Origin of the sequence: Serratia ficaria (genome assembly GCF_900187015.1) — a bacterium.
Taxonomy (GTDB): Bacteria; Pseudomonadota; Gammaproteobacteria; order Enterobacterales; family Enterobacteriaceae; genus Serratia; species Serratia ficaria.
In genome coordinates, this window is record NZ_LT906479.1 from 3,744,600 (window position 1) to 3,767,478 (window position 22,879).

19 protein-coding genes, 6 tRNA genes, 1 other RNA gene and 1 pseudogene are annotated in these 22,879 nt (G+C 61.0%); 15 read left to right on the forward strand and 12 right to left on the reverse strand.

The genetic code is table 11. The annotated features are described in order from the left end of the window. Positions 1 to 72: 72 nt before the first annotated feature. The gene (alaC, locus tag CKW09_RS17665) at positions 73 to 1,302 is read right to left on the reverse strand and encodes an alanine transaminase (protein WP_061795706.1); all 1,230 of its coding nucleotides are present in this window, start codon (positions 1,300 to 1,302) and stop codon (positions 73 to 75) included. A gap of 117 nt (positions 1,303 to 1,419) precedes the next feature. Beyond that, entirely contained in the window at positions 1,420 to 1,959 is a 540-nt protein-coding gene (locus CKW09_RS17670; protein WP_061795705.1) for a GNAT family N-acetyltransferase, read from the reverse strand. Positions 1,960 to 2,128: 169 nt separating this feature from the next. Here CKW09_RS17670 and CKW09_RS17675 point away from each other — a divergent pair, with 169 nt between their 5' ends. The 3 genes from CKW09_RS17675 (at position 2,129) to CKW09_RS17685 (ending at position 5,902) form a co-directional block, all read left to right on the forward strand. Then, the gene (locus tag CKW09_RS17675; RefSeq protein ID WP_095098603.1) at positions 2,129 to 3,373 is read left to right on the forward strand and encodes a DUF1479 domain-containing protein; all 1,245 of its coding nucleotides are present in this window, start codon (positions 2,129 to 2,131) and stop codon (positions 3,371 to 3,373) included. Between the two features lie 106 nt (positions 3,374 to 3,479). Further along, complete coding sequence (locus CKW09_RS17680) at positions 3,480 to 5,171, forward strand: sensor histidine kinase (protein ID WP_061795703.1); 1,692 nt, start codon at positions 3,480 to 3,482, stop codon at positions 5,169 to 5,171. After that, complete coding sequence (locus tag CKW09_RS17685; protein WP_061795702.1) at positions 5,168 to 5,902, forward strand: LytR/AlgR family response regulator transcription factor; 735 nt, start codon at positions 5,168 to 5,170, stop codon at positions 5,900 to 5,902. Before CKW09_RS17680 ends, CKW09_RS17685 begins: the two co-directional genes overlap by 4 nt. Positions 5,903 to 5,906: 4 nt before the next feature. Here the strand turns inward: CKW09_RS17685 and CKW09_RS17690 are convergent, their stop codons facing one another. After that, positions 5,907 to 6,239 carry a DUF2502 domain-containing protein gene (locus tag CKW09_RS17690; protein WP_061795701.1) on the reverse strand — a complete coding sequence of 111 codons (333 nt, stop codon included), beginning with the start codon at positions 6,237 to 6,239 and terminating at the stop codon, positions 5,907 to 5,909. A 392-nt stretch (positions 6,240 to 6,631) separates the two neighbouring features. Here CKW09_RS17690 and CKW09_RS17695 point away from each other — a divergent pair, with 392 nt between their 5' ends. Continuing rightward, positions 6,632 to 7,858: an L-lactate MFS transporter gene (locus CKW09_RS17695; protein ID WP_061795700.1), complete on the forward strand. Its 1,227-nt coding sequence runs from the start codon at positions 6,632 to 6,634 to the stop codon at positions 7,856 to 7,858. A 62-nt stretch (positions 7,859 to 7,920) separates the two neighbouring features. Here CKW09_RS17695 and glk read toward each other — a convergent pair whose 3' ends face one another. Continuing rightward, positions 7,921 to 8,883, reverse strand: a complete 963-nt coding sequence (glk, locus tag CKW09_RS17700) for a glucokinase (protein ID WP_095098606.1) — start codon at positions 8,881 to 8,883, stop codon at positions 7,921 to 7,923. Positions 8,884 to 9,191: 308 nt separating this feature from the next. On the opposite strand from glk, the gene CKW09_RS17705 reads away from it, so the two are divergent. Next, a complete protein-coding gene (locus tag CKW09_RS17705) occupies positions 9,192 to 10,439 on the forward strand; it encodes an ion channel protein (RefSeq protein ID WP_095098609.1) in 1,248 nt (415 codons plus the stop codon). Here the strand turns inward: CKW09_RS17705 and CKW09_RS17710 are convergent. Next, complete coding sequence (locus CKW09_RS17710) at positions 10,436 to 11,128, reverse strand: aspartate/glutamate racemase family protein (RefSeq protein ID WP_061795697.1); 693 nt, start codon at positions 11,126 to 11,128, stop codon at positions 10,436 to 10,438. The two genes, CKW09_RS17705 and CKW09_RS17710, sit on opposite strands and share 4 nt — an antisense overlap. Positions 11,129 to 11,194: 66 nt before the next feature. Further along, positions 11,195 to 11,647, reverse strand: a complete 453-nt coding sequence (locus tag CKW09_RS17715; RefSeq protein WP_061795696.1) for a multidrug/biocide efflux PACE transporter — start codon at positions 11,645 to 11,647, stop codon at positions 11,195 to 11,197. Between the two features lie 99 nt (positions 11,648 to 11,746). Here CKW09_RS17715 and CKW09_RS17720 point away from each other — a divergent pair. Next, positions 11,747 to 12,642, forward strand: a pseudogene (locus CKW09_RS17720) (LysR family transcriptional regulator). Here CKW09_RS17720 and CKW09_RS17725 read toward each other — a convergent pair. Beyond that, positions 12,618 to 14,279 (reverse strand): alpha-keto acid decarboxylase family protein, encoded by a 1,662-nt coding sequence (locus tag CKW09_RS17725; RefSeq protein WP_061795959.1) that lies wholly within the window; start codon positions 14,277 to 14,279, stop codon positions 12,618 to 12,620. The pseudogene CKW09_RS17720 and the gene CKW09_RS17725 overlap by 25 nt on opposite strands. 224 nt (positions 14,280 to 14,503) lie before the next feature. Between CKW09_RS17725 and mgrA the strand changes: the two genes are divergently transcribed. Together mgrA and CKW09_RS17735 are read left to right on the forward strand one after the other, a co-directional pair. Next, positions 14,504 to 15,493, forward strand: coding sequence for an L-glyceraldehyde 3-phosphate reductase (mgrA, locus tag CKW09_RS17730; RefSeq protein ID WP_061795694.1), 990 nt, complete (start codon positions 14,504 to 14,506; stop codon positions 15,491 to 15,493). 223 nt (positions 15,494 to 15,716) lie between these two features. Continuing rightward, complete coding sequence (locus CKW09_RS17735) at positions 15,717 to 16,127, forward strand: DUF2502 domain-containing protein (protein ID WP_073970245.1); 411 nt, start codon at positions 15,717 to 15,719, stop codon at positions 16,125 to 16,127. A gap of 42 nt (positions 16,128 to 16,169) precedes the next feature. Here the strand turns inward: CKW09_RS17735 and CKW09_RS17740 are convergent, their stop codons facing one another. Beyond that, positions 16,170 to 17,405, reverse strand: a complete 1,236-nt coding sequence (locus CKW09_RS17740; RefSeq protein ID WP_095098612.1) for an Nramp family divalent metal transporter — start codon at positions 17,403 to 17,405, stop codon at positions 16,170 to 16,172. Positions 17,406 to 17,783: 378 nt separating this feature from the next. On the opposite strand from CKW09_RS17740, the gene CKW09_RS17745 reads away from it, so the two are divergent. Further along, entirely contained in the window at positions 17,784 to 18,971 is a 1,188-nt protein-coding gene (locus CKW09_RS17745; RefSeq protein ID WP_061795692.1) for a NupC/NupG family nucleoside CNT transporter, read from the forward strand. Positions 18,972 to 19,088: 117 nt separating this feature from the next. Here the strand turns inward: CKW09_RS17745 and CKW09_RS17750 are convergent. After that, positions 19,089 to 19,164, reverse strand: a tRNA-Ala gene (locus tag CKW09_RS17750). Positions 19,165 to 19,224: 60 nt separating this feature from the next. Then, a tRNA-Ala gene (locus CKW09_RS17755) sits at positions 19,225 to 19,300 on the reverse strand. Positions 19,301 to 19,618: 318 nt separating this feature from the next. Between CKW09_RS17755 and CKW09_RS17760 the strand changes: the two genes are divergently transcribed. Further along, positions 19,619 to 20,404 carry a formate/nitrite transporter family protein gene (locus CKW09_RS17760; RefSeq protein ID WP_061795691.1) on the forward strand — a complete coding sequence of 262 codons (786 nt, stop codon included), beginning with the start codon at positions 19,619 to 19,621 and terminating at the stop codon, positions 20,402 to 20,404. 75 nt (positions 20,405 to 20,479) lie between these two features. On the opposite strand, the gene gltX is transcribed toward CKW09_RS17760, so the two are convergent. Then, the gene (gene gltX, locus CKW09_RS17765; protein ID WP_061795690.1) at positions 20,480 to 21,895 is read right to left on the reverse strand and encodes a glutamate--tRNA ligase; all 1,416 of its coding nucleotides are present in this window, start codon (positions 21,893 to 21,895) and stop codon (positions 20,480 to 20,482) included. Positions 21,896 to 21,900: 5 nt separating this feature from the next. After that, positions 21,901 to 22,131, reverse strand: coding sequence for a hypothetical protein (locus tag CKW09_RS24605; RefSeq protein WP_129543125.1), 231 nt, complete (start codon positions 22,129 to 22,131; stop codon positions 21,901 to 21,903). A 56-nt stretch (positions 22,132 to 22,187) separates the two neighbouring features. Between CKW09_RS24605 and CKW09_RS17770 the strand changes: the two genes are divergently transcribed. From CKW09_RS17770 to CKW09_RS17790, 5 genes are all read left to right on the forward strand, one after another. Then, a tRNA-Val gene (locus CKW09_RS17770) sits at positions 22,188 to 22,263 on the forward strand. A 40-nt stretch (positions 22,264 to 22,303) separates the two neighbouring features. After that, a tRNA-Val gene (locus CKW09_RS17775) sits at positions 22,304 to 22,379 on the forward strand. A gap of 40 nt (positions 22,380 to 22,419) precedes the next feature. Next, positions 22,420 to 22,495 (forward strand) — tRNA-Val (locus CKW09_RS17780). 7 nt (positions 22,496 to 22,502) lie between these two features. Next, a tRNA-Lys gene (locus CKW09_RS17785) sits at positions 22,503 to 22,578 on the forward strand. Positions 22,579 to 22,651: 73 nt separating this feature from the next. Then, positions 22,652 to 22,777, forward strand: a non-coding RNA gene (locus CKW09_RS17790) — RtT sRNA. Positions 22,778 to 22,879: the final 102 nt, after the last annotated feature.

Sequence of the window (22,879 nt, forward strand, 5' to 3'; positions counted from 1 at the left end):
TAATGGGGAAATAATGAAGAAAACCTTAGGGCAGACAAAAATAAGGCCGGGACGCCGCCCGACCTGCGGGGATTATTTGCCGGCGCCGGCCTTGCCCGGCTTGATCAGGCCGTCGGCGCGGAACATCGCCTTGATGCCGCGCACCGCCTGCCGAATGCGATCCTGATTCTCGATCAGCGCGAAACGCACGTGGGTGTCGCCGTAGTCGCCAAAGCCGATGCCCGGCGAGACGCACACCTTGGCCTCCGCCAGCAGGCGTTTGGCGAACTCCAGTGACCCCAGATGAGCGTATGGCTCGGGAATTTTCGCCCACACGTACATCGAGGCTTTCGGGTTTTCGACCATCCAGCCGGCTTCGTGCAGCCCCTTCACCAGCACGTTGCGGCGCTGGCGGTACTGCTCGGCGATATCGCGCACGCATTGCTGATCGCCTTCCAGCGCGGCGATCGCCGCCACCTGCAGCGGGGTAAAGGTGCCGTAGTCGTGGTAGCTCTTGATGCGCGCCAGCGCGTTGACCAGCTCCGGGTTGCCGACCATAAAGCCGATGCGCCAGCCGGCCATGTTGTAGCTTTTCGACAGGGTGAAGAACTCTACCGCGATGTCCTTGGCGCCCGGCACCTGCATGATCGACGGCGCTTTCCAGCCGTCGTAGACGATGTCGGCGTAGGCCAGATCGTGGATCACCAGCACGTTGTACTGCCTGGCCAACGCCACCACCCGCTCAAAGAAGTCCAGCTCGACGCACTGGGCGGTCGGGTTGGACGGGAAGCCGAGGATCATCATTTTCGGCCGCGGAATGGTTTCGCGAATGGCGCGTTCCAGTTCGCCGAAGAAATCCACGCCGTCCACCAGCGGCACCGAACGCACCTGGGCGCCGGCGATCACCGCGCCGTAGATGTGGATCGGGTAGCTTGGGTTAGGCACCAGCACGGTATCGCCGTGATCGAGGGTCGCCAGCATCAGGTGCGCCAGCCCCTCTTTCGAGCCGATGGTGACGATGGCCTCGCTTTCCGGATCGATATCCACCTGGTAGCGATCGGCGTACCAGCGCGAGATAGCGCGGCGCAGGCGCGGAATGCCGCGCGAGGTCGAATAGCCATGGGTATCGTCGCGCTGGGCGACGGTACAGAGTTTTTCCACAATGTGCGGCGGCGTCGGGCCGTCGGGGTTGCCCATGCTGAAATCGATAATATCCTCGCCGCGACGGCGTGCGGCCATCTTCAGTTCGGCGGTGATGTTGAATACGTAGGGGGGGAGGCGTTCAATACGCGTAAAACGGCGTTGTGGACTGTTATCAGCCATAGGTTCCTCGAGGAGACGTTAGCGCCCGGACCGTCCGAGCGACGCTGACCCGTTTTCAGGTCGAATATCGAACATATCGCAGCGGCGACGGCATTGTCGATACCCGCCGCAATATTTTTATTTTCCCGCCCGGAACTCCGCCGCCAACAGCCCGAACAGCCAGTCGGCGTGCCACTGCCCCCCCAGGCGGAAATTATCGCGCAGCGTGCCCTCCAGCTGAAAACCGCAGGATCCCAACAGCCGGCGCGAGGCGATGTTGCCGGCGGTTACGGTGGCGGTCAGCTTGTGGAAGCCGCAGGCGTTGAAGCCAAAATCCAGCACCGCCCGCAGCGACTCCTTGCCGTAGCCCTTGCCGTGCCCGGACGGCAAAATGCCGTACCCCACCTCCGCCTGTTGGCACGGCAGCCACATCGGCCGAAAGCCGGTGATGCCCACCGCCTCCCCGCCGGCCTTTTCACGCATCACCAGGCACAGCCACTGCTCCCCATGCTTATGCCACTCCGGCAGGCGCGCCTCAAAGCGCGTGCGGATTTCCTCCTCGCTGCGCGGGTCGGAAATATAACGGATCACCTCGGGATCCTGATTCAGCCTTAAAAACAATGGCCAGTCATCACGGGTCATGGACTGCAGGGTCAAACGTTCCGTACTCAGCTTCATGCAAAATCTCCGAAAAACGAAAAAGAGGAACTTACGAATGAAAGATATCCCTTTATTTTCCTCGATTAAATCCAGATAATCATTAACGATAAAACCACAAAACCATAACGTCTAACCTCGTCCCCTACAACTGCCCGCCGCCGTGCGAACGCGGCATGAGGAGAACACCATGGCTTCATTACGCATCGACGACATCCCGGCAGCGATTAAAAGCGTCAAACAGCAGCTGCGCCAGGCGTTGCCCAACTACCGCGAGGTGTTTTTGGCGCTGGAAGACAATATCCGCGGCCAGGTGGAACAGATCCGCCAGGAGCTGGCCGCCGGAGAAAATCCGGTGCCGCAAATCGACGCCGAAGACATTCTGCAGCAGCGCGTCAGCGAGCGGCAAAAAGCGCTGATCAAACAGCGCGGCGCCTGCGCCATCCGCGGCGTCTTTCCGCGCGCCAGGGCCGAAGCCTGGAACCGCGAGGTCGGCGATTACCTCGATCGCAATAACTTCGTCGAACGGCTGAAAAACGCCGCCGAAGACAACTACTTCGGCAAGCTGGCCGCCAGCAAGCCGCAGATCTACGGCATCTACTGGTCCAAACCGCAGGTCGAAGCGCGGCAGGATGCGCGCATGCATGCGGTGCAGGTGTTCCTCAACAGCCTGTGGGAAACCGAAAGCAACGGCAAACAGCACTTCGACCCGACGCGGGTCGCCACCTATGCCGATCGCACCCGCCGCCGCCCGCCGAACTCGTCGTCGCTGGGTTTGTCGCCGCACGTCGACAGCGGCACCATCGAGCGCTGGCTGGACGAAAACTTCCGCTACGTTTACCGCCACGTGTTCTCCGGCGACTGGCAGCGCTACGATCCTTTCGCCGCCGACGGCCGCACCGAGGTGCGCGAGATCGCCTCGCCGGCGGTGTGCTCGATGTTCCGCACCTTCCAGGGCTGGACGGCGCTGACGCCGCAGCGCACCAACGCCGGCACGCTCAACCTGGTGCCGGTCGCCAACGCCATGGCCTATGTGCTGCTGCGCGCGCTGCAGGACGACGTCGCCGACGACGATCTGTGCGGCGCGGCGCCGGGCCGTGCGCTGTCGATCTCGGAAAAATGGCATCCCCTTTTGCTCAGTGGGATTTCCCCTATTCCCGACCTGGAGCCGGGCGATACGGTGTTCTGGCACTGCGACGTGATCCACGCGGTGGAAAACGAACATAACGGCGAGTTCGACAGCAACGTGATGTACATCGCCGCCGCGCCGGGCTGCGCGAAGAACGACGCCTATCTGCAGCGCCAGCTGCCGAGCTTTATCGCCGGCAAGACGCCGCCGGATTTCGCCTCCGATGACTTCGAAGTGGACTTCGTCGGCCGCGCCACGCTCAGCCTGCTGACCCCGCTGGGCAAACGGCAGCTCGGCGTTAACTGACCGCCGGCCCGTGGCGCGCCCCCGACGCCACGGGCCTGTTTCGCTGTGATATACTGCCGCCATCTGTCCGCCGCAGCGAGAGCCCGTCGTGCACCCTTTTTTTGAAATGCTGTTAGCGGTGTTTGATCGCGCCGCGCTGATGTTAATCTGCCTGTTTTTCCTGACCCGCACCCGGCTGTTCCGCCAACTGCTGCAGAAAGAAGACCATACGCCGCTCGAGCTGGGCATCGTCACGGCGATCTTCTCGCTGTTCGCGCTGTTCAGCACCTATTCCGGCATCAACGTCGAAGGCTCGCTGGTCAACGTGCGGGTGATCGCCATCATGGCCGGCGGCATCCTGTTCGGCCCCTGGGTGGGCATCATTACCGGCATCATCGCCGGGGTGCATCGCTATCTGATCGACATCGGCGGCATCACTTCGGTGCCTTGCCTGATCACCAGCATCATCGCCGGCATCAGCGCCGGTTACATCAACCTCAAGGTAAAGAAGGAGCAGCGCTGGCGCGCCGGCATCATCGGCGGCATGCTGTGCGAATCCCTGACGATGCTGCTGATCGCGCTGTGGGCCACCCCGACCTCGCTCGGGCTGGACATCATCTCGCAGATTGCGCTGCCGATGATCCTCGGCACGGTGTGCATCGGGCTGATCGTGCTGCTGGTGCAGAGCGTCGAGGATGAAAAAGAGGTGATCGCCGCCCGCCAGGCCAAGCTGGCGCTGGATATAGCCCATAAAACCCTGCCCTACTTCCGCAACATCAACAACGAGTCGCTGGGCACCATCTGCAACATTATCCGCCAGGACATTCAGGCCGACGCGGTGGCGATCACCGATACCCACCGGGTGCTGGCCTACGTCGGCGTGGGCCAGGAAGCCTACCCGATCGGCCGCGAGGGGCTGAGCCGCGTCACCCGCGAGAGCATCCGCCACGGCAAGATCATCATCAAGAATAACCTGGAGAACCCGGCCACGCCGCAGATCCACTCGCAGCTGGTGGTGCCGCTGTGGGAAAAGGGCGAAGTGACCGGCGTGCTGAAGATTTACTACTGCCACGCGCACCAGATAACCAACACGCTGAAGGTGATGGCGGTCGGCCTGTCGCAGATCATCTCCACCCAGATGGAGGTGTCGCGCATCGAGCACCTGCGCCAGATGGCGGACAAGGCTGAAATGCGCGCGCTGCAGAGCAAGATCAATCCGCACTTCCTGTTCAACGCGCTGAACGCCATTTCTTCGTCGATTCGGCTCAATCCGGACACCGCCCGCCAGCTGATCATCAACCTGTCGCGCTACCTGCGTTACAACCTGGAGCTGAACGACGAACTGATCGACATCCGCAAGGAACTGCACCAGATCCAGGACTATATCGCCATCGAACAGGCGCGCTTCGGCGCCAAACTGACGGTGATTTACGACATCGACGACGATATTTCGGTGCGCATTCCCAGCCTGCTGATCCAACCGCTGGTGGAGAACGCCATCGTGCACGGCATCCAGCCCTGCAAGGGCAAAGGGGTGGTGGTGATCGCGGTGAAAGACGGCGGCGATCGGGTGAAGATTTCGGTCAAGGACACCGGGCACGGCATCGACGGGGAAACCATCGCCCGGGTGGCGCGCAACGAAATGCCGGGCCACAATATCGGCCTGCTCAACGTGCATCACCGGGTTTCGCTGCTGTACGGCCAGGGCTTGCGCATCCGCCGCCTGGAGCCCGGCACCGAAATCGCCTTTTACATCAGCAAAAACGGCGGCAAGCTGCCGGCGGAACGCGGCGTCTTGCCGGCCGGGGAGGCCTCATGAAAGCCATCATCGTGGAGGACGAATTCCTCGCGCAGGAAGAGCTCAGCTACCTGATCAAAAAGCACAGCAACATCGCGATCGAAGCCACCTTCGAAGACGGCCTGGACGTGCTGAAGTACCTGCAGAATCATCAGGTCGACGCCATCTTCCTCGACATCAATATTCCGTCGCTGGACGGCGTGCTGCTGGCGCAGAACATCAGCAAATTCGCCCATCGCCCGTCGATCGTGTTCATCACCGCCTACAAAGAGCATGCGGTGGAGGCGTTCGAGATCGAGGCGTTCGACTATATCCTCAAGCCCTATCACGAGGCGCGCATCGTCACCATGCTGCAAAAGCTGGAGGCGCTGCACAACCGCCCCGCCAGCGCGCCGGAGCACAGCGCGGCGCCGGGGCGCGGCGGCCACAGCATCAACCTGATTAAAGACGAACGGATCATCGTTACCGACATCAACGACATCTACTACGCCGCCGCCGACGAGAAAGTGACGCGGGTCTACACCCGCCGCGAAGAGTTTGTGATGCCGATGAACCTCACGGAGTTTTACGGCCGCCTGCCGGAGGAGCATTTCTTCCGCTGCCACCGCTCCTACTGCGTCAACCTGTCGAAAATCCGCGAGATCGTGCCCTGGTTCAACAACACCTACATTCTGCGGCTGAGCGACCTGGAGTTTGAAGTGCCGGTCAGCCGCAGCAAGGTGAAGGAATTCCGCCAGCTGATGCGCTTGTAGCCCGTTACCAGCGCGGCCCCGGGCGATGGTAATAGCCTGGCGGCGGCGGGGGCGGCATGCGGTAGTGCGGCCGTCCGCGCCATTCGCGCCGCGGCGGCTCATAGTAGATCACCCGCGGCGGCGGCCCGTAATAGTGGCCGCGCGGCCGTTGATAGACGCGATGCTCAGACCACCAGCGCGGATCGCGCCAGCGGTAACCGTCCCAGTAGTGGCCGCGATTGTCGCGGTCGCCGATATGCAATGACAGACCCGGAACGTTAACGCCGATCGACACTCCGGCGTGGCTCGCCAGCGGCAGCGCCAGCAGCGCCGCCAGTAACAACAGTGTTTTTTTCATCTCAAGGACTCCTGCAGAGCGGAACCTGTCCGTTCCCGGATAACATAGGCCCGCGCCCGCCGCCGCTCTATAGGAGCAAGGCCGATTTACGCCTTCCAGACAAATCCTTCACAATCTCGCCACAATCCATCACCGCCGATTCACAATAAATCGTTGATATATTTGATGTAGATCACGTGTCACTCGCTGCATTTCACACCCGTTTCGGCGCTAAAACGGCAACTCATGCAGCGCCAGATGCATTTCATTCCCGCTGCCGTGCAACTCATTCCCGATCCGCCGTTGGCTGGTACTCCCCCCCATATAATAAACCCATACCGCGGGCCCCGATTTCCCCGCAAATTTCCGCCAACGGCTGACGCCCGGCAACACACACAGGAAGGAGACCGGCCATGAACACCAAACCGGCAAATCGCAGCTTAATCGTTCTCGGCACCATCATCTGTCAGATGGGTCTGGGGACCATCTATACCTGGAGCCTGTTCAACCAGCCGTTGGTCGACAAGTTCCACTGGGGCCTGGCGGACGTCGCCACCACCTTCTCCATCACCAGCTTCTTCCTGGCCTTCGCCACGCTGTTCGCCGGCAAGCTGCAGGAACGCTTCGGCATCCGCAACCTGACGCTGTGCGCCGGCGTGCTGGTCGGCCTGGGATTGATCGCCAGCGCCCACGTCAGCTCGCTCGACATGATTTACCTGCTGGCCGGCGTGGTGGTGGGCTTCGCGGTCGGCATCGCCTACATCTCTACCCTGTCCAACCTGATTAAATGGTTCCCGGCCAACAAGGGGCTGATTTCCGGCATCTCCGTCGGCGCCTTCGGCAGCGGCAGCCTGCTGTTCAAATACGTCAACGCCGCGCTGATTGCCGACGTCGGCGTCTCCGGCGCCTTCTTCTACTGGGGCGCCATCGTGATGGCCTTGATCGTGCTGGGCTCGCTGCTGCTGAAAGAGCCGGTGCTGGCCAACCAGCCGGCGCAACGCAACGCCAACGGCCTGGGCAACGACTTCAGCGTGCGCCAGATGCTGGCCACCAAGGAAGCCTACCTGCTGTTCATCATTTTCTTCGCGGCCTGCATGAGCGGCCTGTACCTGATTGGCATCGTGAAAGACATGGGCGTACAGCTGGCCGGGATGGATCTGGCCACCGCCGCCAACACCGTCTCTGCGGTGGCTATCTTCAACACCGCCGGCCGCATCATCCTCGGCACCCTGTCCGATAAGGTGGGCCGCATGCGCGTTATCAGCTTCACCATGCTGGTGACGGTGCTGGCGATCGTCGCGCTGAGCTTCCTGACCCTGAACCATACGCTGTTCTTTATCTGCGTCGGCGCGGTCGCCTTCTGCTTCGGCGGCAACATCACCGTATTCCCGGCGATTGTCGGCGACTTCTTCGGCCTGAAAAACCACAGCAAGAACTACGGCATCATCTACCAGGGCTTCGGCCTGGGCGCGCTGGCCGGTTCGTTCGTCGCCAAATACTTCGGCGGCTTCCACGCCACCTTTATGGTGATTGGCGTGCTGTCGGCTGCATCACTGCTGATTACCCTGTTCATCAAGGCGCCGAAAGCGGTGGAGCAGGAAGAGGAAGGCCGCCAGGCGGCGGAGCTGGCCAAAGCCTGATACGCCGAAAAGACAAAAGGGGCGCAGCCTGACGGCTACGCCCCTTTTTTACGCGTCGAACGTTACAGATGCATGCCCAGCGTCTGGCGCAGGTGGGCGCCCGCCCCCAGCAGGCCCGGCTGGCCGTGGGTGATCATGAACACCGGGATGTCGCGCACGTAATCCCGGAACCGCCCTTTGTCTTCGAAAGCGGCGCGGAACCCGGAGGCTTTGAAAAACTCCATAAAGCGCGGCACGATGCCGCCGGCGATATATACGCCGCCGAAGGTGCCGAGGTTCAGCGCCAGGTTGCCGCCAAAACGCCCCATGATCACGCAGAACAGCGACAGGGCGCGGCGGCAGTCGATACAGCTGTCGGCCAGCGCGCGTTCGGTGACGTCCTTCGGCTCCAGCTTCTCCGGCAGGCGGTCATCCGCCTTGACGATGGCGCGGTACAGATTGAGCAATCCCGGACCGGACAAGACCCGCTCGGCGGAAACGTGCCCCACTTCGGCGCGCAGCACCTCCAGAATGACGTCTTCTTCTTCGCTGTTCGGCGCAAAATCGACGTGGCCGCCCTCACCCGGCAGGCTGACCCAGCGGCGGTTGACCTGCACCAGATGGGCGACGCCCAGCCCGGTGCCGGCGCCGTAAACCGCAATCGGCTTGTCGTGCTGCGCGCTGCCGCCGCCAAACTGCAGCACGTCGTCCGGCGACAGCATCGGGATCGCCATCGACACCGCGGTAAAGTCGTTGATCACCTCCAGGTGGCTCAGCCCCAGGTTGGCCTTCATCTCCTTGATCGAGAACGCCCAGCTGTGGTTGGTCATCGCCACCCAGTCTTCGGTCACCGGGCAGGCGATCGCGATGCAGGCGTCCTGCACCGCGATACCCCGTTCTTGCAGATAGTGGCGGATCACCGCCTCCAGGCTGTCGAATTCGAGGCCGGAATAGGTTTTTGCCTGGGTAATTTCACCCGTCGCAACAGTGCACAGCGCCAGGCGGGCATTGGTGCCGCCAACATCACCTACGAGGGCATAGGTCATCGATATCTTCTCCGCAAAATGAAAAATAAAAAGCTGCCCACACTGTAAAATCCCGCTGCGAAAACAACAATCACCATCCTCCGGTCTGCCATCCATTAGCGATCTCGATCACAAAAAACGTTTCAGCCTGGCGATGTCGCCGCGGTTTGAAACAAATTGCGGCAAAAAAACGCGCGGCGGCGGCTGTTAACCGTCATCGGCGCCGGGCAATATCAATGCGTGCCTGCCGGCCGATTGTCTGGCAAGCTGTGGTCACTTCCAACCGCCCGCCGCCCTGCCGTTCAGGGGGCCATAGACAAGGATCATTCATGCTGCACCCGCGCGCCAATGCCATGTTGGCCTTCGCTCTGCCCGCGCTGATTATCGGTTCCGCCTCCAGCCTGGTGCTCATTCTGGTGATAAAGTTCGCCGAAGCGCTGCAGCGGCTGCTGTGGGTCAACATTCCCGCCGCGCTGAACATCGATAGCGCTTCCCCCTGGTGGCTGCTCGGCATTCTGACGCTGGCCGGCGTGGCGGTCGGGCTGATCGTGCGCTACATGCCCGGCCACGCCGGGCCGGATCCGGCGACGGAATCGCTGATCGGCATGCCGTTGCCGCTGGCCGCGGTGCCCGGCCTGGGGCTGGCGTTGATTATCGGGCTGGCCGGCGGCGTCAGCCTGGGGCCGGAGAACCCGATCACCGCCATCAATATCGCGCTGGTGGTGGCCGCAGGCTCTCGCCTGCTGCCGAAGGTGCCGCGCATGGACTGGATCATTCTGGCGGCGGCGGGCACCATCGGCGCCATGTTCGGCACCCCGGTGGCCGCGGCGCTGATTTTTTCACAAACCCTGGCGGGCAATAATGAGGTGCCGCTGTGGGACCGGCTGTTTGCGCCGCTGATGGCCGCCGCGGCCGGCGCGGTGACTACCCAGCTGTTTTTCACCCCGAATTTCGCGCTGCGGCTCGACGCCTACGACATCACCCGGCTGCCGGACATTTTCAGCGGCGCGGTGGTGGCGCTGATCGCCATCGCCCTGGGCATGGTGGCGCTGTGGTGCTTTCCCCACGCCCATCGGCTGTTCCACTCGATAAAAAATCCGGTGCTGATGCTGGGGCTGGGCGGTTTCGCGCTCGGCGTGCTGGCGTTGTTCGGCGGTGAGATCACCCTGTTCAAGGGGCTGGATGAGATGAAGCGCCTGGCCGCAGACGACGGCTATTCGGTGGCGGCGTTGCTGACCATTACGCTGACCAAGCTGGCGGCGCTGGTGATCGCCGCCGCCAGCGGTTTTCGCGGCGGTCGCATCTTCCCGGCGGTGTTTGTCGGCGTGGCGCTGGGGCTGATGCTGCATCAGCACGTGCCGGCGGTGCCGGCGGCGATCACCGTTTCCTGCGCCATCATGGGGCTGGTGCTGGTGGTCACGCGCGACGGCTGGCTCAGCCTGTTCATGGCGATAGCGGTGGTGCCGGACCTGCACCTGCTGCCGGTATTGTGCGTGGTGATGCTGCCCGCCTGGCTGGTGCTGGCGGGCAAGCCGTTGATGCTGGTGAACAAACGCCAGCCGCCGCGCGGCGACTAGGCCAGCGCATACTCCGCGGCGGCGCGCGCATGGATGGCGGTGGTGTCGAACACCGGCACCGAGGCATCCTGCGCGCCGACCAGCAAACCGATCTCGGTGCAGCCGAAGATAATGCCGTTCGCGCCCTGTTGCTCTAAATCGCTGATAATGCGGCGATACTCGTCGCGCGACGCATCGCGAACTTTCCCCAGACACAGCTCTTCGTAGATTATGCGGTGGACGATATCGCGATCGGCGGCGACCGGCGTCACCACCTCGATACCATGCCGCTGCTGCAAGCGGCCGCGGTAAAACTCCTGCTCCATGGTGAAGCGGGTTCCCAATAGCCCGACGCGGCGAATATCCTGCTGCCGCACCTGCCGCGCCGTGGCGTCGGCGATGTGGATCAGCGGCAGGCCGCTGGCCAGCTCAACCGCCTCCGCCACCTTGTGCATGGTGTTGGTGCAAATCACCAGCGCCTCGGCGCCGGCGGCGCGCAGCGAGACGGCGGCGGCGGCCAGCAGTTGCCCGGCCCCTTCCCAGTCGCCCTGATGCTGCAGGCGTTCCACCTGCTGGAAATCGACGCTGTAGAGCACGATTTTGGCCGAATGCAGACCGCCGAGGCGCTCCTTCACCTGTTCATTGATCATGCGGTAATAAGGGATGGTCGATTCCCAGCTCATGCCGCCCAGCAAACCCAACACTTTCATCGCTCTTTCTCCGCGTTATCAGACTATCCCCTGACATTACCTGAGGAGCCGCAGGTTGGCGACGCCTTATTTGGCACCGGAATTGAGCGGCTGACGCGCCTCGAACCAGCGCTGACGCAGCGTATCGTACAACCAGTTGTAGAACATGGTGTACGGCAGGAAGAACAGGAAGAAACCAAGTTCCAGCATAAAGGCCTGCACCAGCGTAATGCTCAGCATCCAGGCGGCGATCGGCACGCCGATCAGGATAAAGCCGGCTTCGAAACCGACGGCGTGCAGCACCCGCACCTTCAGATTACGCGCCACCCGGCTTACCGGCCACAGGCGGTCGAACGCCGTGTTGTAGACCATGTTCCAGACCATGGCGACGGTGGACAGCATCACCGCCAGAGCGCCGACCTGCATCATCGAGCGGTTGAGCAGCCACGCGCCCAGCGGGGCGCAAACCATCACGGCGATGGCTTCGAAGCCGACGGCGTGGACGATACGTTCAATGAAAGACTTGTTTTGCAGTTGCATACATCACCTGTGTTCTGACGGATATCGTGAAAGCCAGGTGATTATCATCGTTTTTTCGGGTAGATTAAAAATATGTTCCATCGATAAAATAGATAGTTTATGCGCTATTCTCCCGAAGCACTTCAGGCCTTCGTTGAAGCCGCCGCCCTTGGCTCTTTCTCCGCGGCGGCGCGCAAGCTGCGCAAGAGCCAGTCGACCATCAGCACCGCCATCGCCAACCTGGAGGCCGATCTGGCGCTGACGCTGTTTGATCGCAGTTCGCGCCAGCCGGTGCTGACCGCCGCCGGCCACAAGGTGCTGGGCCACGTGCGGGAAATACTCGCCGCCGGCGAGCGGCTTGACGCGCTGAGCATCCGGCTGGCGGGCAATGTCGAACCGCGTCTCAGCATGGTGTTCTCCGATACCTATCAACCCAAGCACCATGACCGCCTGATGCAGCACTTCGAGCGGCGCTATCAGGATATCGAGCTGGAGTGGATGATCGCCGAAGAAGGCGACGTGATCGATCTGCTGCAAAGCGGCCGCGCGCAGCTGGGCATGGTCGAGGTGCAAAAACACTACCCGCCGGATATTGCTTTCGCCCGGCTGCCGGAACAAACGGAGATGGGCCTGTTCGTCGCCCACCGCCATCCGCTGGCGCAGGTTGCCGCCCCTACGCCGGATCAGCTATCCGGCACCCGACAGCTCACATTGAACACCTATACCGGCAGCGACGCGACGCGACGCGCGCCGGCGGCCTGGTGTGGTCGGCGCCCAGCTATCTGCTGCTGTTGGAAATGGCGGAACAGGGGTTCGGCTGGGCGGTATTGCCGCACTGGCTGGTGCGGCAATACGGGCACGGCAAGCTGACCGAGCTGCGGCCGCGCGGCTGGCCCAGGCTGATTTCGGTGGATGCGGTGTGGTCAAAGCTGACCCCGCCGGGGCCGGCGGGGTATTGGATGCTGGAGCGGCTGCTGGAAAGCGATGAACATCAGGCCGCGGCGTTGCGTGACTGAATGGCGCGCGAAACGGTATCCAGCAGCTCCGGAATATCCATTTTCGGCAACACCACTTCGATAAACGCCAGCTGGCGGCTGTCCGCCACCTCGCGCAGCGCCTGGCGCAGCTGCTCCGGCTCGCTGACGCGCAGGATGTTCACCGGGCGCTGGCCGGCCAGCGCCTGCGGCAGCTGCGTCCAGTTCCACTGGGCGATGTCGTTGTAACGCTGTTCCGGCCCGTGGATCGCCCGTTCGACGGTGTACCCCTGGTTATTCAGCAGGAAGATCACCGGCTTCAGGCCGTCGCGCAGCATAGACCCCAGCTCCTGCACGGTGAGCTGCGCGGCGCCGTCGCCGATCACCAGCAGCACCCGCCGCTCAGGCTCGGCGGTCTGCGCGCCAAACGCCGCCGGCAGGGTATAGCCTATCGATCCCCACAGCGACTGGACGATAAACCGGCATCCCTGCGGCAAGCTCAACCCGGCGGCGCCAAAGCAGGCGGTGCCCTGATCGGCGATCAGCATATCGCCCGGCCGCAAGAAATCCTGCAGCTGTTGCCAGAAGCCGTGCTGATCCAGCCCGGCGTCGCCGGCGGCCGGCAGCGACGGGCGGGTCATCGGCGGCAGTTGCCACCGCTCAGCCAGCGACAGGCTCAGCTGATGCAGCGCGTTAACCGCAGCGCGCATCGGGATCTGGCCGAACACCTGCTGGCCGACCCGCGCCTCGAACGGCTGGACGTCGATGCACTTCTCCGGCGGCAGGTTATGGCTGAAGCCGGCGGTGATGGTGTCGGTGAAACGCACCCCGACGTTAATCACCACGTCCGCATTCTCTATCAACTGTTTGACCTGCGGATCGCTGGCGGCGCCGGTATAGGTGCCGATAAACCCGGCGCGGGTCTCGTCCAGCACGCTTTTGCCCAGCAGCAGGGTTGAATGCGGCATCGCCACCTCATTCATCCAGCGGTCCAGCGCTGCTTCGGCGCCAAAGCGTTCCGCCAGGAAATCCGCCAGCAGCGACACCCGCCGCGCACCCTGCAGTTTTTCACGCGCCGCGGCGATAAAGGCCTGCAGCGACGTCTGCGACAGCCTGGCCTGCCGCAGCATCAGCGGCGCCGGCCGGGAAGCCAGCGGCGCTTCCGCCACGTCGCTCGGCAACATCAGATACACCGGGCGATGCTCAAACAGCGCGGTGGTCAGCAGGCGATCGATTTCCGCTGCGGCGTTGTCGGCGGTCAGGTTGGCCTGCGCCACCGTCACCTCCCGCGCCATGCGGGCAAAATGCCCGAAATCGCCATCGCCCAACGAATGGTGCAGCAAATCACCGGCTCGCTGGGCGCGCAGCGCCGGCGTGCCGACCACGTGGATCACCGGCAGATATTCGGCATAGCTGCCGGCGATGCCGTTCACCGCGCTCAGTTCTCCCACCCCGAAGGTGGTCAGCAGCGCCGCCGCCGGCTTGCAGCGCGCGTAGCCGTCTGCGGCGTAGGCGGCATTCAGCTCGTTGGCGCAGCCCACCCAGGTGATTTGCCGGTGGGCTATCACGTGATCGAGAAACTGCAGGTTGTAATCGCCCGGTACGCCGAAGAAATGGCGAATGCCAATCTGGGCTAAACGATCGAGAAGATAATCGGCGACCCTATAGTTTTTGCTCATGATCATCACCTGCCTGAGGAAGGGAACATCACTATCAAGTATTGAAGCTGCCGTACGAATTTCGAGCTTTGCGTTTAAAAAACCCCGGCAACTCTGCGTTACACCCGCCCCCAGCGCAGCCTGAACGGCAATTTTAATCGTATTGGCGTGATCGCCAGCGCGGCGGCGCGCTGTGAAAACGCATACACTCAAAGGCGACTCCCTCTCCGCCGATAAGGATCTGTATGCCGTACCAAGCTGACTCTTCGCGTTATCAGAACATGGAATACCGGCGCTGCGGCCGCAGCGGGCTGAAGCTGCCGGCGATTTCCCTCGGGCTGTGGCACAACTTTGGCGACACCACGCTGTACGACAACGCGCGCAAGCTGATCCATCGCGCCTTCGACCAAGGCATCACCCACTTCGACCTGGCCAATAACTACGGCCCGCCGCCCGGCGCCGCCGAGGAAAATTTTGGCCGCATTCTCAGGGACGATCTGAAAAGCTGGCGCGACGAGCTGATCGTCGCTTCCAAAGCCGGCTATACCATGTGGCCCGGCCCCTACGGTGACTGGGGGTCGAAAAAGTATCTGGTCGCCAGCCTCGATCAGAGCCTGAAACGCATGGGATTGGAGTACGTCGACATTTTCTACCATCACCGCCCGGACCCGGACACGCCGCTGGAGGAAACCATGGCGGCGTTGGATCTGCTGGTGCGCCAGGGCAAGGCGCTGTATGTCGGCTTGTCCAATTACCCCGCCGATCGCGCCCGCCAGGCGTTCGCCATCCTGCAGCGGCTCGGCACGCCGTGCGTGATCCACCAGCCCAAATATTCCCTGTTCGAACGTTGGGCGGAAGCCGAACTGCTGGATACGCTGGAGGAACACGGCGTCGGTTCCATCGCCTTCTCGCCGCTGGCGGGCGGCCTACTGACCGACCGCTATCTGCAGGGCATCCCGCCGGATTCCCGCGCCGCCAGCGGCAGCCGGTTCCTGCAGGCGGAACAGCTGACCGACGCGCGGCTGGACAAAGTGCGCCGGCTCAACGCGCTGGCGCAGCAGCGCGGGCAGAAGCTGTCGCAGATGGCGCTGGCCTGGGTATTGCGCGGCGATCGCGTCACCTCGGTGCTGATCGGCGCCAGCAAGACCGGCCAGATCGACGACGCCGTCGGCATGCTGGCTAATCGCAGCTTCAGCGCCGACGAGATCGCCCTGATCGAAGAAATCTTGATGTAATCGCTTACAAAAAACGCCGGCCCGACGGCCGGCGGCTTCTCCCGCCCTCCAGACAAATCTTAAATCCCGCCGCCCCGCCCGCTTTTCAGAGTTCCTCTAAGATTCAACCCCATTCGCCGAGGCTAATATGCCGATATTGCAGAACAAATAATGATAAGGCCGCGTGCACGCGCTGCATTAACCGCGCAAACCGGCCAACCCGCCGCGGCGGAAAGGAGAAGCCATGTTTAAACCTCTGTTATTGGCCGCCGTACTGGTGGCGACCACCTTGCCGGTGACTCAGCAAGCGCATGCCGATGGCCTCAGCATCGATCTGCTGCCGGGCGTGTCGTTGCGCATCGGCGAACAGGATAACCGCGGCCGCTACTGGGACGGCTACGACTGGCGCGACCGCGATTGGTGGCAGGGCCATCAGGGACGCTATCTGGGCGATCGCAGCCGTCGGGGATATTACTGGGACGGCTATCGCTGGCGCGACAACGACTACTGGCGCAAGAATTACTATTACCGTGACGGCCGCTATCGCAAGTTCGACAAGCACTACTACAAGCATCACGATAAGCACCACTGGAAGAAGAAACACCACGACGACGATCGCGACCACTGGCGCCGCGGCCATCATGACGACGACTGACAGCGGCAGGCCGGCATCGCGCCGGCCTTTTCATTGCCTCGCCTACAGCAGGCCGCCGAACAGCAGGTAGCCATTCAACCCCACCACCACCAGCACGATCAGCCTGCCGAGGCTTTGCACCCCGCGGCCGTTGACCATATCCCCCATCAGCTGCCGATTGCCGGTGAAAGACAGCAGCGGCACCAGCGCCAGCGCAATGCCGAAGCTCAACAACACCTGGCTCAGCAACAGAATGCGCGTGGCGTCCATGCCCATCCAGATGACGATAAACGACGGCGCCATGGTGACCAGGCGGCGCAGCCACAGCGGGATACGAAAACGGATGAATCCCTGCATCACCACCTGCCCCGCCAGCGTGCCCACCACGGTGGAAGACAGCCCCGCCGCCACCAGGCTCAGGCCGAACACGGTGGCGGCGGCCTGCCCCAGCAGCGGCTGCAGCGTCAGATAGGCGCGATCGAGATCGGCAATGCCGCTGTGGCCGCTAAAGTGGAACGCCGCCGCGGCGGTGGCCATCATCGCCAGATTGACGAAGCCGGCGATGGTCATGGCGATGGCGACATCCACCTTGGTGGCGGCATAGCGCACTGCGCGGCTGTCGGCATCGCCGCGCTGGGTTAATGAAGAGTGCAGATAGATCACGTGCGGCATGATGGTGGCGCCGAGCACCCCCGCCGCCAGGAACACCGCATCGCCGTTGGGCAGATCCGGCAGCGCCATGCCTTTCAGCAACGGGCCGATCTGCGGTTGAGAAAACGCCAGTTCAACGATATAAGCGGCGGCGACGAACAGCAGCAGCCCGCCAATCACCCGCTCGAGCGGCTTCTGCCCGCGTTTTTGCAGCGCGAGGATCAGGAGGGTGGCGATGCCGGTCAGAATCGCCCCCTGCAGCAACGAGACGCCGAGCAACAGCTTGAAACCGATCGCCGCGCCGATGAACTCGGCCAGATCGGTGGCCATGGCGATGATCTCCGCCTGCACCCAATAGGCCCACACCGCCGGGCGCGGGAAGCGATCGCGGATATGCTCCGCCAAATTTTTACCGGTAGCGATGCCCAGCTTGGCCGACAGCAGCTGGATCAGCATCGCCATCAGGTTGGCCCATACCACCACCCACAGCAGGCTGTAGCCGAAAGCGGCGCCGGCCTGGATATTGGTGGCGAAGTTGCCGGGATCGATATAGCCGATGGCGGCGATAAAGGCGGGCCCCATCAGGGAAAGCTTGAGCTTTCTCGACGAGCCATTGCGGGTGGTTTCAACCACGCGGCCGTTCAGCATAGGGTGAACCCTTATGGATAATGCGTTTATCAACAGTCTATATAGATGATAATAATTATCAAACGCATTTGAGGCGGTAATACTTATCTCTGCGATAGGCGGGAATTTAGGTTTTATCGAAGGGTTCAGCGCCAGGCGCGCCGCTTTCCGTGCTTTATTTCAGCCTATTCGGCGCGCAATGCCGCTGAAAGGCAGGTTAGCACAAGAATACGAATTTCATATGGCCTCATTAACATCTTGATTTTTTATGCTTTTGCGCAATAGTTTAGGAGAATTCCCACAATGACTTTCCATATTTGCAATCGAAGTCTCGTTTTTAAACGTGGCGTTACATAGAATGACAGCCGAAATTCAGCCTGCCTCAAATTTGGAGCAAACATGTCCCATATTGCGCACTTTGCGTTAGCGTTGGTGGTGGTGGCGATCCTGGCCCTGTTGGTGTGCCGCGATCGCAAAAGCATCCGCATTCGCTATGTTATTCAATTGTTGGTTATTGAAGTACTGCTGGCCTATTTTTTCCTGCATTCGGAAGCGGGCTTGGGCTTTGTAAAAGGATTCGCGGCGCTGTTCGACAAGCTGCTCGGGTTTGCTGGGCAAGGGACTGATTTTGTATTCGGCGGCATGGGTGACAAAGGCCTGGCGTTCTTCTTCCTGAAGGTGCTGTGCCCTATCGTCTTCATCTCTGCGCTGATCGGTATTCTGCAATACATCAAAGTGCTGCCGTTTGTGATCCGCATTATCGGTACCGTGCTGTCCAAGGTGAATGGCATGGGCAAGCTGGAATCGTTCAACGCCGTCAGTTCGCTGATCCTCGGCCAGTCTGAAAACTTCATCGCCTACAAAGATATTCTGGGCAAGATGTCGGAAAAGCGCATGTACACCATGGCGGCGACCGCGATGTCTACGGTTTCCATGTCCATCGTCGGCGCCTACATGACCATGCTGGACGCCAAGTTCGTGGTGGCGGCGCTGGTGCTTAACATGTTCAGCACCTTTATCGTGCTGTCCCTGGTTAACCCGTATGACACCAATAAAGAAGAAGAGCTGCACCTGGGTAACCTGCACGAAGGCCAAAGCTTCTTTGAAATGCTGGGTGAATACATCCTGGCTGGTTTCAAAGTAGCGATTATCGTTGCTGCGATGCTGATCGGCTTTATCGCCCTGATCGCCGCGCTCAACGGCCTGTTCAGCGCCATCTTCGGCCTGAGCTTCCAGGAAATCCTCGGTTACTTCTTCTACCCGTTCGCCTGGATCATGGGCATTCCCAAGCACGAAGCCCTGCAGGTCGGCAGCATTATGGCGACCAAGCTGGTGTCCAACGAATTCGTGGCGATGATGGAACTGCAGAAAGTCTCTGCCGAGCTGTCGCCGCGCAGCATGGGCATCCTGTCGGTGTTCCTGGTGTCCTTCGCCAACTTCTCTTCCATCGGCATCGTGGCCGGTGCGATCAAAGGGCTGAACGAACATCAGGGCAACGTGGTGTCGCGCTTTGGCCTGAAGCTGGTGTATGGGTCAACGCTGGTCAGCATCCTGTCCGCCTCTATCGCCGGGCTGGTGCTGGGCTAAGCCGCACTGCGGCAAGGGTAAAAAGGTCGCTGCGGCGGCCTTTTTTGTTGCCTGAAATTCGGTGCGGATAAACCGCGCAAAGCAAAAAGCCGACCCAAGGGTCGGCTTTTCAAATGGTGGTGGAGCTAGACGGGATCGAACCGTCGACCTCTTGCATGCCATGCAAGCGCTCTCCCAGCTGAGCTATAGCCCCACAAAAGTGGTACGCATTGACCGGCGTTACGGTATTCCCCAACCCTTCTGAGATAAAGGTTGGTGGAGCTAGACGGGATCGAACCGTCGACCTCTTGCATGCCATGCAAGCGCTCTCCCAGCTGAGCTATAGCCCCGTTCCACAATCACTTTGTGCTGTGAACGGGGCGCATAATATGAAACCGCGGAAACACTGTCAACGGCTAAATTGAATTCCTCGATCAAGCGCTGAAAAAGCCGCCAAATCAGCACGTTTAACGCTAAAAAACCGACAATGTGGGTATAAATCAAGCGCTGTGCGAGCCGGCTCACAGAAAACAGATAACCCTTATAAATTGCGTTGATTTTTAATTAATGAAATGTTAGCGAAATGCGCTTGAGTCCCTTCCACGACAGGCATAGACTGCCCGCGCCATAAACTCAATTACTATAAACCGAGATAAACCGAGTCCGTTATGTCTTTGCATTCACCAAAAGAAATCGCCGCCCTCGCCGTTCAGGCCGGGGTGAATAAAAGCCGCGCCACCCTCGCCAACCTGCTGATCCTGGGCTTTCTCGCCGGCGCCTTTATCGCTACCGGCTTCCTGCTGGATATCCACGTTATCGGCACCCTGCCGGCCGAATGGGGCTCCTTTGGCGCCTTACTGGGCGCGGCGGTATTTCCTGTCGGGCTGATCCTGACGATTTTGGCCGGCGGCGAACTGCTGACCGGCAACATGATGACCCTGCCGATGGCCTGGTTCGCCCGGGAAATTCCCGCCCTGGCCATTCTGCGCAACTGGTTCTGGGTCACCCTGGCCAACCTGGCCGGCAGCGTGGCCGTGGCCTATTTCTTTGGCCACCTGCTCGGATTGACCGAGGGCGCATTCCTGCATAAAACCCTGGCCATCGCGCAGGCCAAGGTGGACGCCGACTTCCTGCACGCCTTTATTTCCGGCGTGGGCTGCAACTGGCTGGTCTGTCTGGCGGTCTGGCTGGCCTTCGCCAGCAGGGACGTGCCGGGCAAGGTGATCGGCATGTGGTTCCCGGTCATGGCCTTCGTCGCCATCGGTTTTCAGCACGTGGTGGCCAACATGTTTATTATCCCGGCCGCCATTTTTGCCGGCGGCATGAGCTGGGATCAGTACCTGCCCAACTTTGTCGCGGTATTCCTCGGCAATGCGCTGGGCGGCGCCGGCTTTGTCGGCCTGATGTATTTTCTCGCCTACCGCCCCGCCTCGCCGGCCAGCGAGCAGGCCTGACAGGCAGCCATAAAAAAGCCCCGTGGAGCGATCCACGGGGCTTTTTCATTATAGCCTATCGCGTCTGGGCGACAATCAGCCCTGCGCTTCGCGCCCGGCAATATAGGCCAGCGCCATATCGATACGCTGCAGCGAACGCGCCTGGCCAATGGCGTGCACGGTCACGTCCATGCCCGGCGACTGGCCGGCGCCGGTTACCGCTACGCGCAGCGGCATACCGACCTTGCCCATGCCGACGCCCAGCTCATCCGCGGTGCCCTGGATGGCGTCGTGCACGTTTTCCGGCGTCCAGGCGCTGATGGCGGCCAGCTTGGCGCGCACCGCCTCCAGCGGTTGGCGAGCCACCGGACGCAGGTGTTTCTTGGCGGCGTCGGCGTCGAACTCGCTGAAGTCTTCGTAGAAGTAGCGGCAGGATGCGGCCATTTCCTTCAGGGTTTTGCAGCGCTCGCCCAGCAGCTTGACGATATCCTTCAGCTCAGGGCCGTTGCGGGTTTCGATGCCCAGTTGCTCAACGTGCCACGCCAGATGCACCGCCACTTCTTCCGCCGGCATATGGTTGATGTAGTGATGGTTCAGCCACTGCAGCTTTTCGGTGTTGAAGGCGCTGGCGGATTTGTTGATCGCTTCCAGGGTGAAGAACTCTTTCATCTCGTCGATGGAGAAAATTTCCTGATCGCCGTGGGACCAGCCCAGACGCACCAGGTAGTTCAGCAGCGCCTGCGGCAGATAGCCGTCGTCGCGGTACTGCATCACGCCTACCGCGCCGTGGCGCTTGGACAGTTTCTTGCCGTCGTCGCCGAGGATCATGGAAACGTGCGCGTATTCCGGTACCGGCGCGCCCAGCGCTTTCAGGATGTTGATCTGGCGCGGGGTGTTGTTGATGTGGTCTTCGCCGCGGATCACGTGGCTGATTTCCATATCCCAGTCGTCCACCACCACGCAGAAGTTATAGGTCGGCGAGCCGTCGGTGCGGCGAATGATCAGATCGTCCAGCTCCTGGTTGCTGAATTCGATCGGGCCGCGGATCTTGTCGTCGAAGATCACCGAGCCTTCCTGCGGGTTGCGGAAGCGCACCACGTGCGGTTCGTCGTCGGTATGGCTGCATTGGCTGTCGCGGCAGTGGCCGTCGTAACGCGGCTTCTCGCCGTTTTCCATCTGCTTTTCGCGCAGCGCTTCCAGACGCTCTTTGGAGCAATAGCATTTATAGGCAGTGCCCTGCACCAGCATGTCGTCGATGACCGCGTTGTAACGATCGAAACGTTTGGTCTGGAAATACGGGCCTTCGTCCCAATCCAGATTCAACCAGTTCATGCCATCCATAATTGCGTCGATAGCCTCCTGGGTGGAGCGTTCCAGATCGGTGTCTTCGATGCGCAGAACGAACTCGCCGCCGGCATGGCGGCTGAACAGCCAGGAATACAACGCAGTACGGGCGCCACCGACGTGCAGATAGCCGGTTGGGCTCGGGGCAAAACGGGTTTTGATTTTCATTGGGTTCACGGCCTTATTACGCAACGCGTGTCGGCGATTGCCGACGATTGCTCGGAATTGAAAAAAGTGGGCAACATTGTACCACCACGCGCTAATTCCTCAACGCTGACACGATATTGCGGCGGCGGATTTCGCTCTTTCTGCGGCCCATTGCGCATAACAACGGGCAAAGAATCGACGGCGCTGGCGATAATTATCGCATCCTGTTTAAATTTGCGGCGAACGATTGAAATCATTTTAAAAACCGTTGACTCACTTTGAACTATCCCTATAATGCGACTCCAACAAGACGGGGCGATTAGCTCAGTTGGTAGAGCATCTCCTTTACACGGAGGGGGTCGGCGGTTCGAGCCCGTCATCGCCCACCATCTTGTTGAGCGGTAAAGCAGTAAGAAATGAGAAAAATGAGGGTGATTAGCTCAGTTGGTAGAGCATCTCCTTTACACGGAGGGGGTCGGCGGTTCGAGCCCGTCATCACCCACCACTCATTCTCTCGTTTAGCAGTAACCTGGAAGTCCTGAAGTGGGTGATTAGCTCAGTTGGTAGAGCATCTCCTTTACACGGAGGGGGTCGGCGGTTCGAGCCCGTCATCACCCACCACTTCTGCGGGTCGTTAGCTCAGTTGGTAGAGCAGTTGACTTTTAATCAATTGGTCGCAGGTTCGAATCCTGCACGACCCACCAATTCAGAGAAAAGCGCCTTCAGGCGCTTTTTTCGTTTCTATTCCACCTAATTCGCCCCAACCCTTTTATCGCATGGTGCACGACGTCGTGTTGGATAAGAACCTGCGTTCAGGTTCGAGCCGAGCGAAGCGAGACGACAACGCGCAGCGTTGCCCGCAGGGTGAGGCCAAAGGCCGAATCAATCCTGCACGACCCACCAATTCAGAGAAAAGCGCCTTTAGGCGCTTTTTTCGTTTCTGCCCCGCCCGATTCGCCCCTGCCAAAATCACCGCCCCGCCACCTGGGATACGAATGGTTATCA

Coding starts and splice junctions, on each gene's coding strand:
- alaC (WP_061795706.1), bottom strand. CDS start 1,302: ATGGCTGATAACAGTCCACAACGCCGTTTTACGCGTATTGAACGCCTC.
- CKW09_RS17670 (WP_061795705.1), bottom strand. CDS start 1,959: ATGAAGCTGAGTACGGAACGTTTGACCCTGCAGTCCATGACCCGTGAT.
- CKW09_RS17675 (WP_095098603.1), top strand. CDS start 2,129: ATGGCTTCATTACGCATCGACGACATCCCGGCAGCGATTAAAAGCGTC.
- CKW09_RS17680 (WP_061795703.1), top strand. CDS start 3,480: ATGCTGTTAGCGGTGTTTGATCGCGCCGCGCTGATGTTAATCTGCCTG.
- CKW09_RS17685 (WP_061795702.1), top strand. CDS start 5,168: ATGAAAGCCATCATCGTGGAGGACGAATTCCTCGCGCAGGAAGAGCTC.
- CKW09_RS17690 (WP_061795701.1), bottom strand. CDS start 6,239: ATGAAAAAAACACTGTTGTTACTGGCGGCGCTGCTGGCGCTGCCGCTG.
- CKW09_RS17695 (WP_061795700.1), top strand. CDS start 6,632: ATGAACACCAAACCGGCAAATCGCAGCTTAATCGTTCTCGGCACCATC.
- glk (WP_095098606.1), bottom strand. CDS start 8,883: ATGACCTATGCCCTCGTAGGTGATGTTGGCGGCACCAATGCCCGCCTG.
- CKW09_RS17705 (WP_095098609.1), top strand. CDS start 9,192: ATGCTGCACCCGCGCGCCAATGCCATGTTGGCCTTCGCTCTGCCCGCG.
- CKW09_RS17710 (WP_061795697.1), bottom strand. CDS start 11,128: ATGAAAGTGTTGGGTTTGCTGGGCGGCATGAGCTGGGAATCGACCATC.
- CKW09_RS17715 (WP_061795696.1), bottom strand. CDS start 11,647: ATGCAACTGCAAAACAAGTCTTTCATTGAACGTATCGTCCACGCCGTC.
- CKW09_RS17725 (WP_061795959.1), bottom strand. CDS start 14,279: ATGAGCAAAAACTATAGGGTCGCCGATTATCTTCTCGATCGTTTAGCC.
- mgrA (WP_061795694.1), top strand. CDS start 14,504: ATGCCGTACCAAGCTGACTCTTCGCGTTATCAGAACATGGAATACCGG.
- CKW09_RS17735 (WP_073970245.1), top strand. CDS start 15,717: ATGTTTAAACCTCTGTTATTGGCCGCCGTACTGGTGGCGACCACCTTG.
- CKW09_RS17740 (WP_095098612.1), bottom strand. CDS start 17,405: ATGCTGAACGGCCGCGTGGTTGAAACCACCCGCAATGGCTCGTCGAGA.
- CKW09_RS17745 (WP_061795692.1), top strand. CDS start 17,784: ATGTCCCATATTGCGCACTTTGCGTTAGCGTTGGTGGTGGTGGCGATC.
- CKW09_RS17760 (WP_061795691.1), top strand. CDS start 19,619: ATGTCTTTGCATTCACCAAAAGAAATCGCCGCCCTCGCCGTTCAGGCC.
- gltX (WP_061795690.1), bottom strand. CDS start 21,895: ATGAAAATCAAAACCCGTTTTGCCCCGAGCCCAACCGGCTATCTGCAC.
- CKW09_RS24605 (WP_129543125.1), bottom strand. CDS start 22,131: ATGATTTCAATCGTTCGCCGCAAATTTAAACAGGATGCGATAATTATC.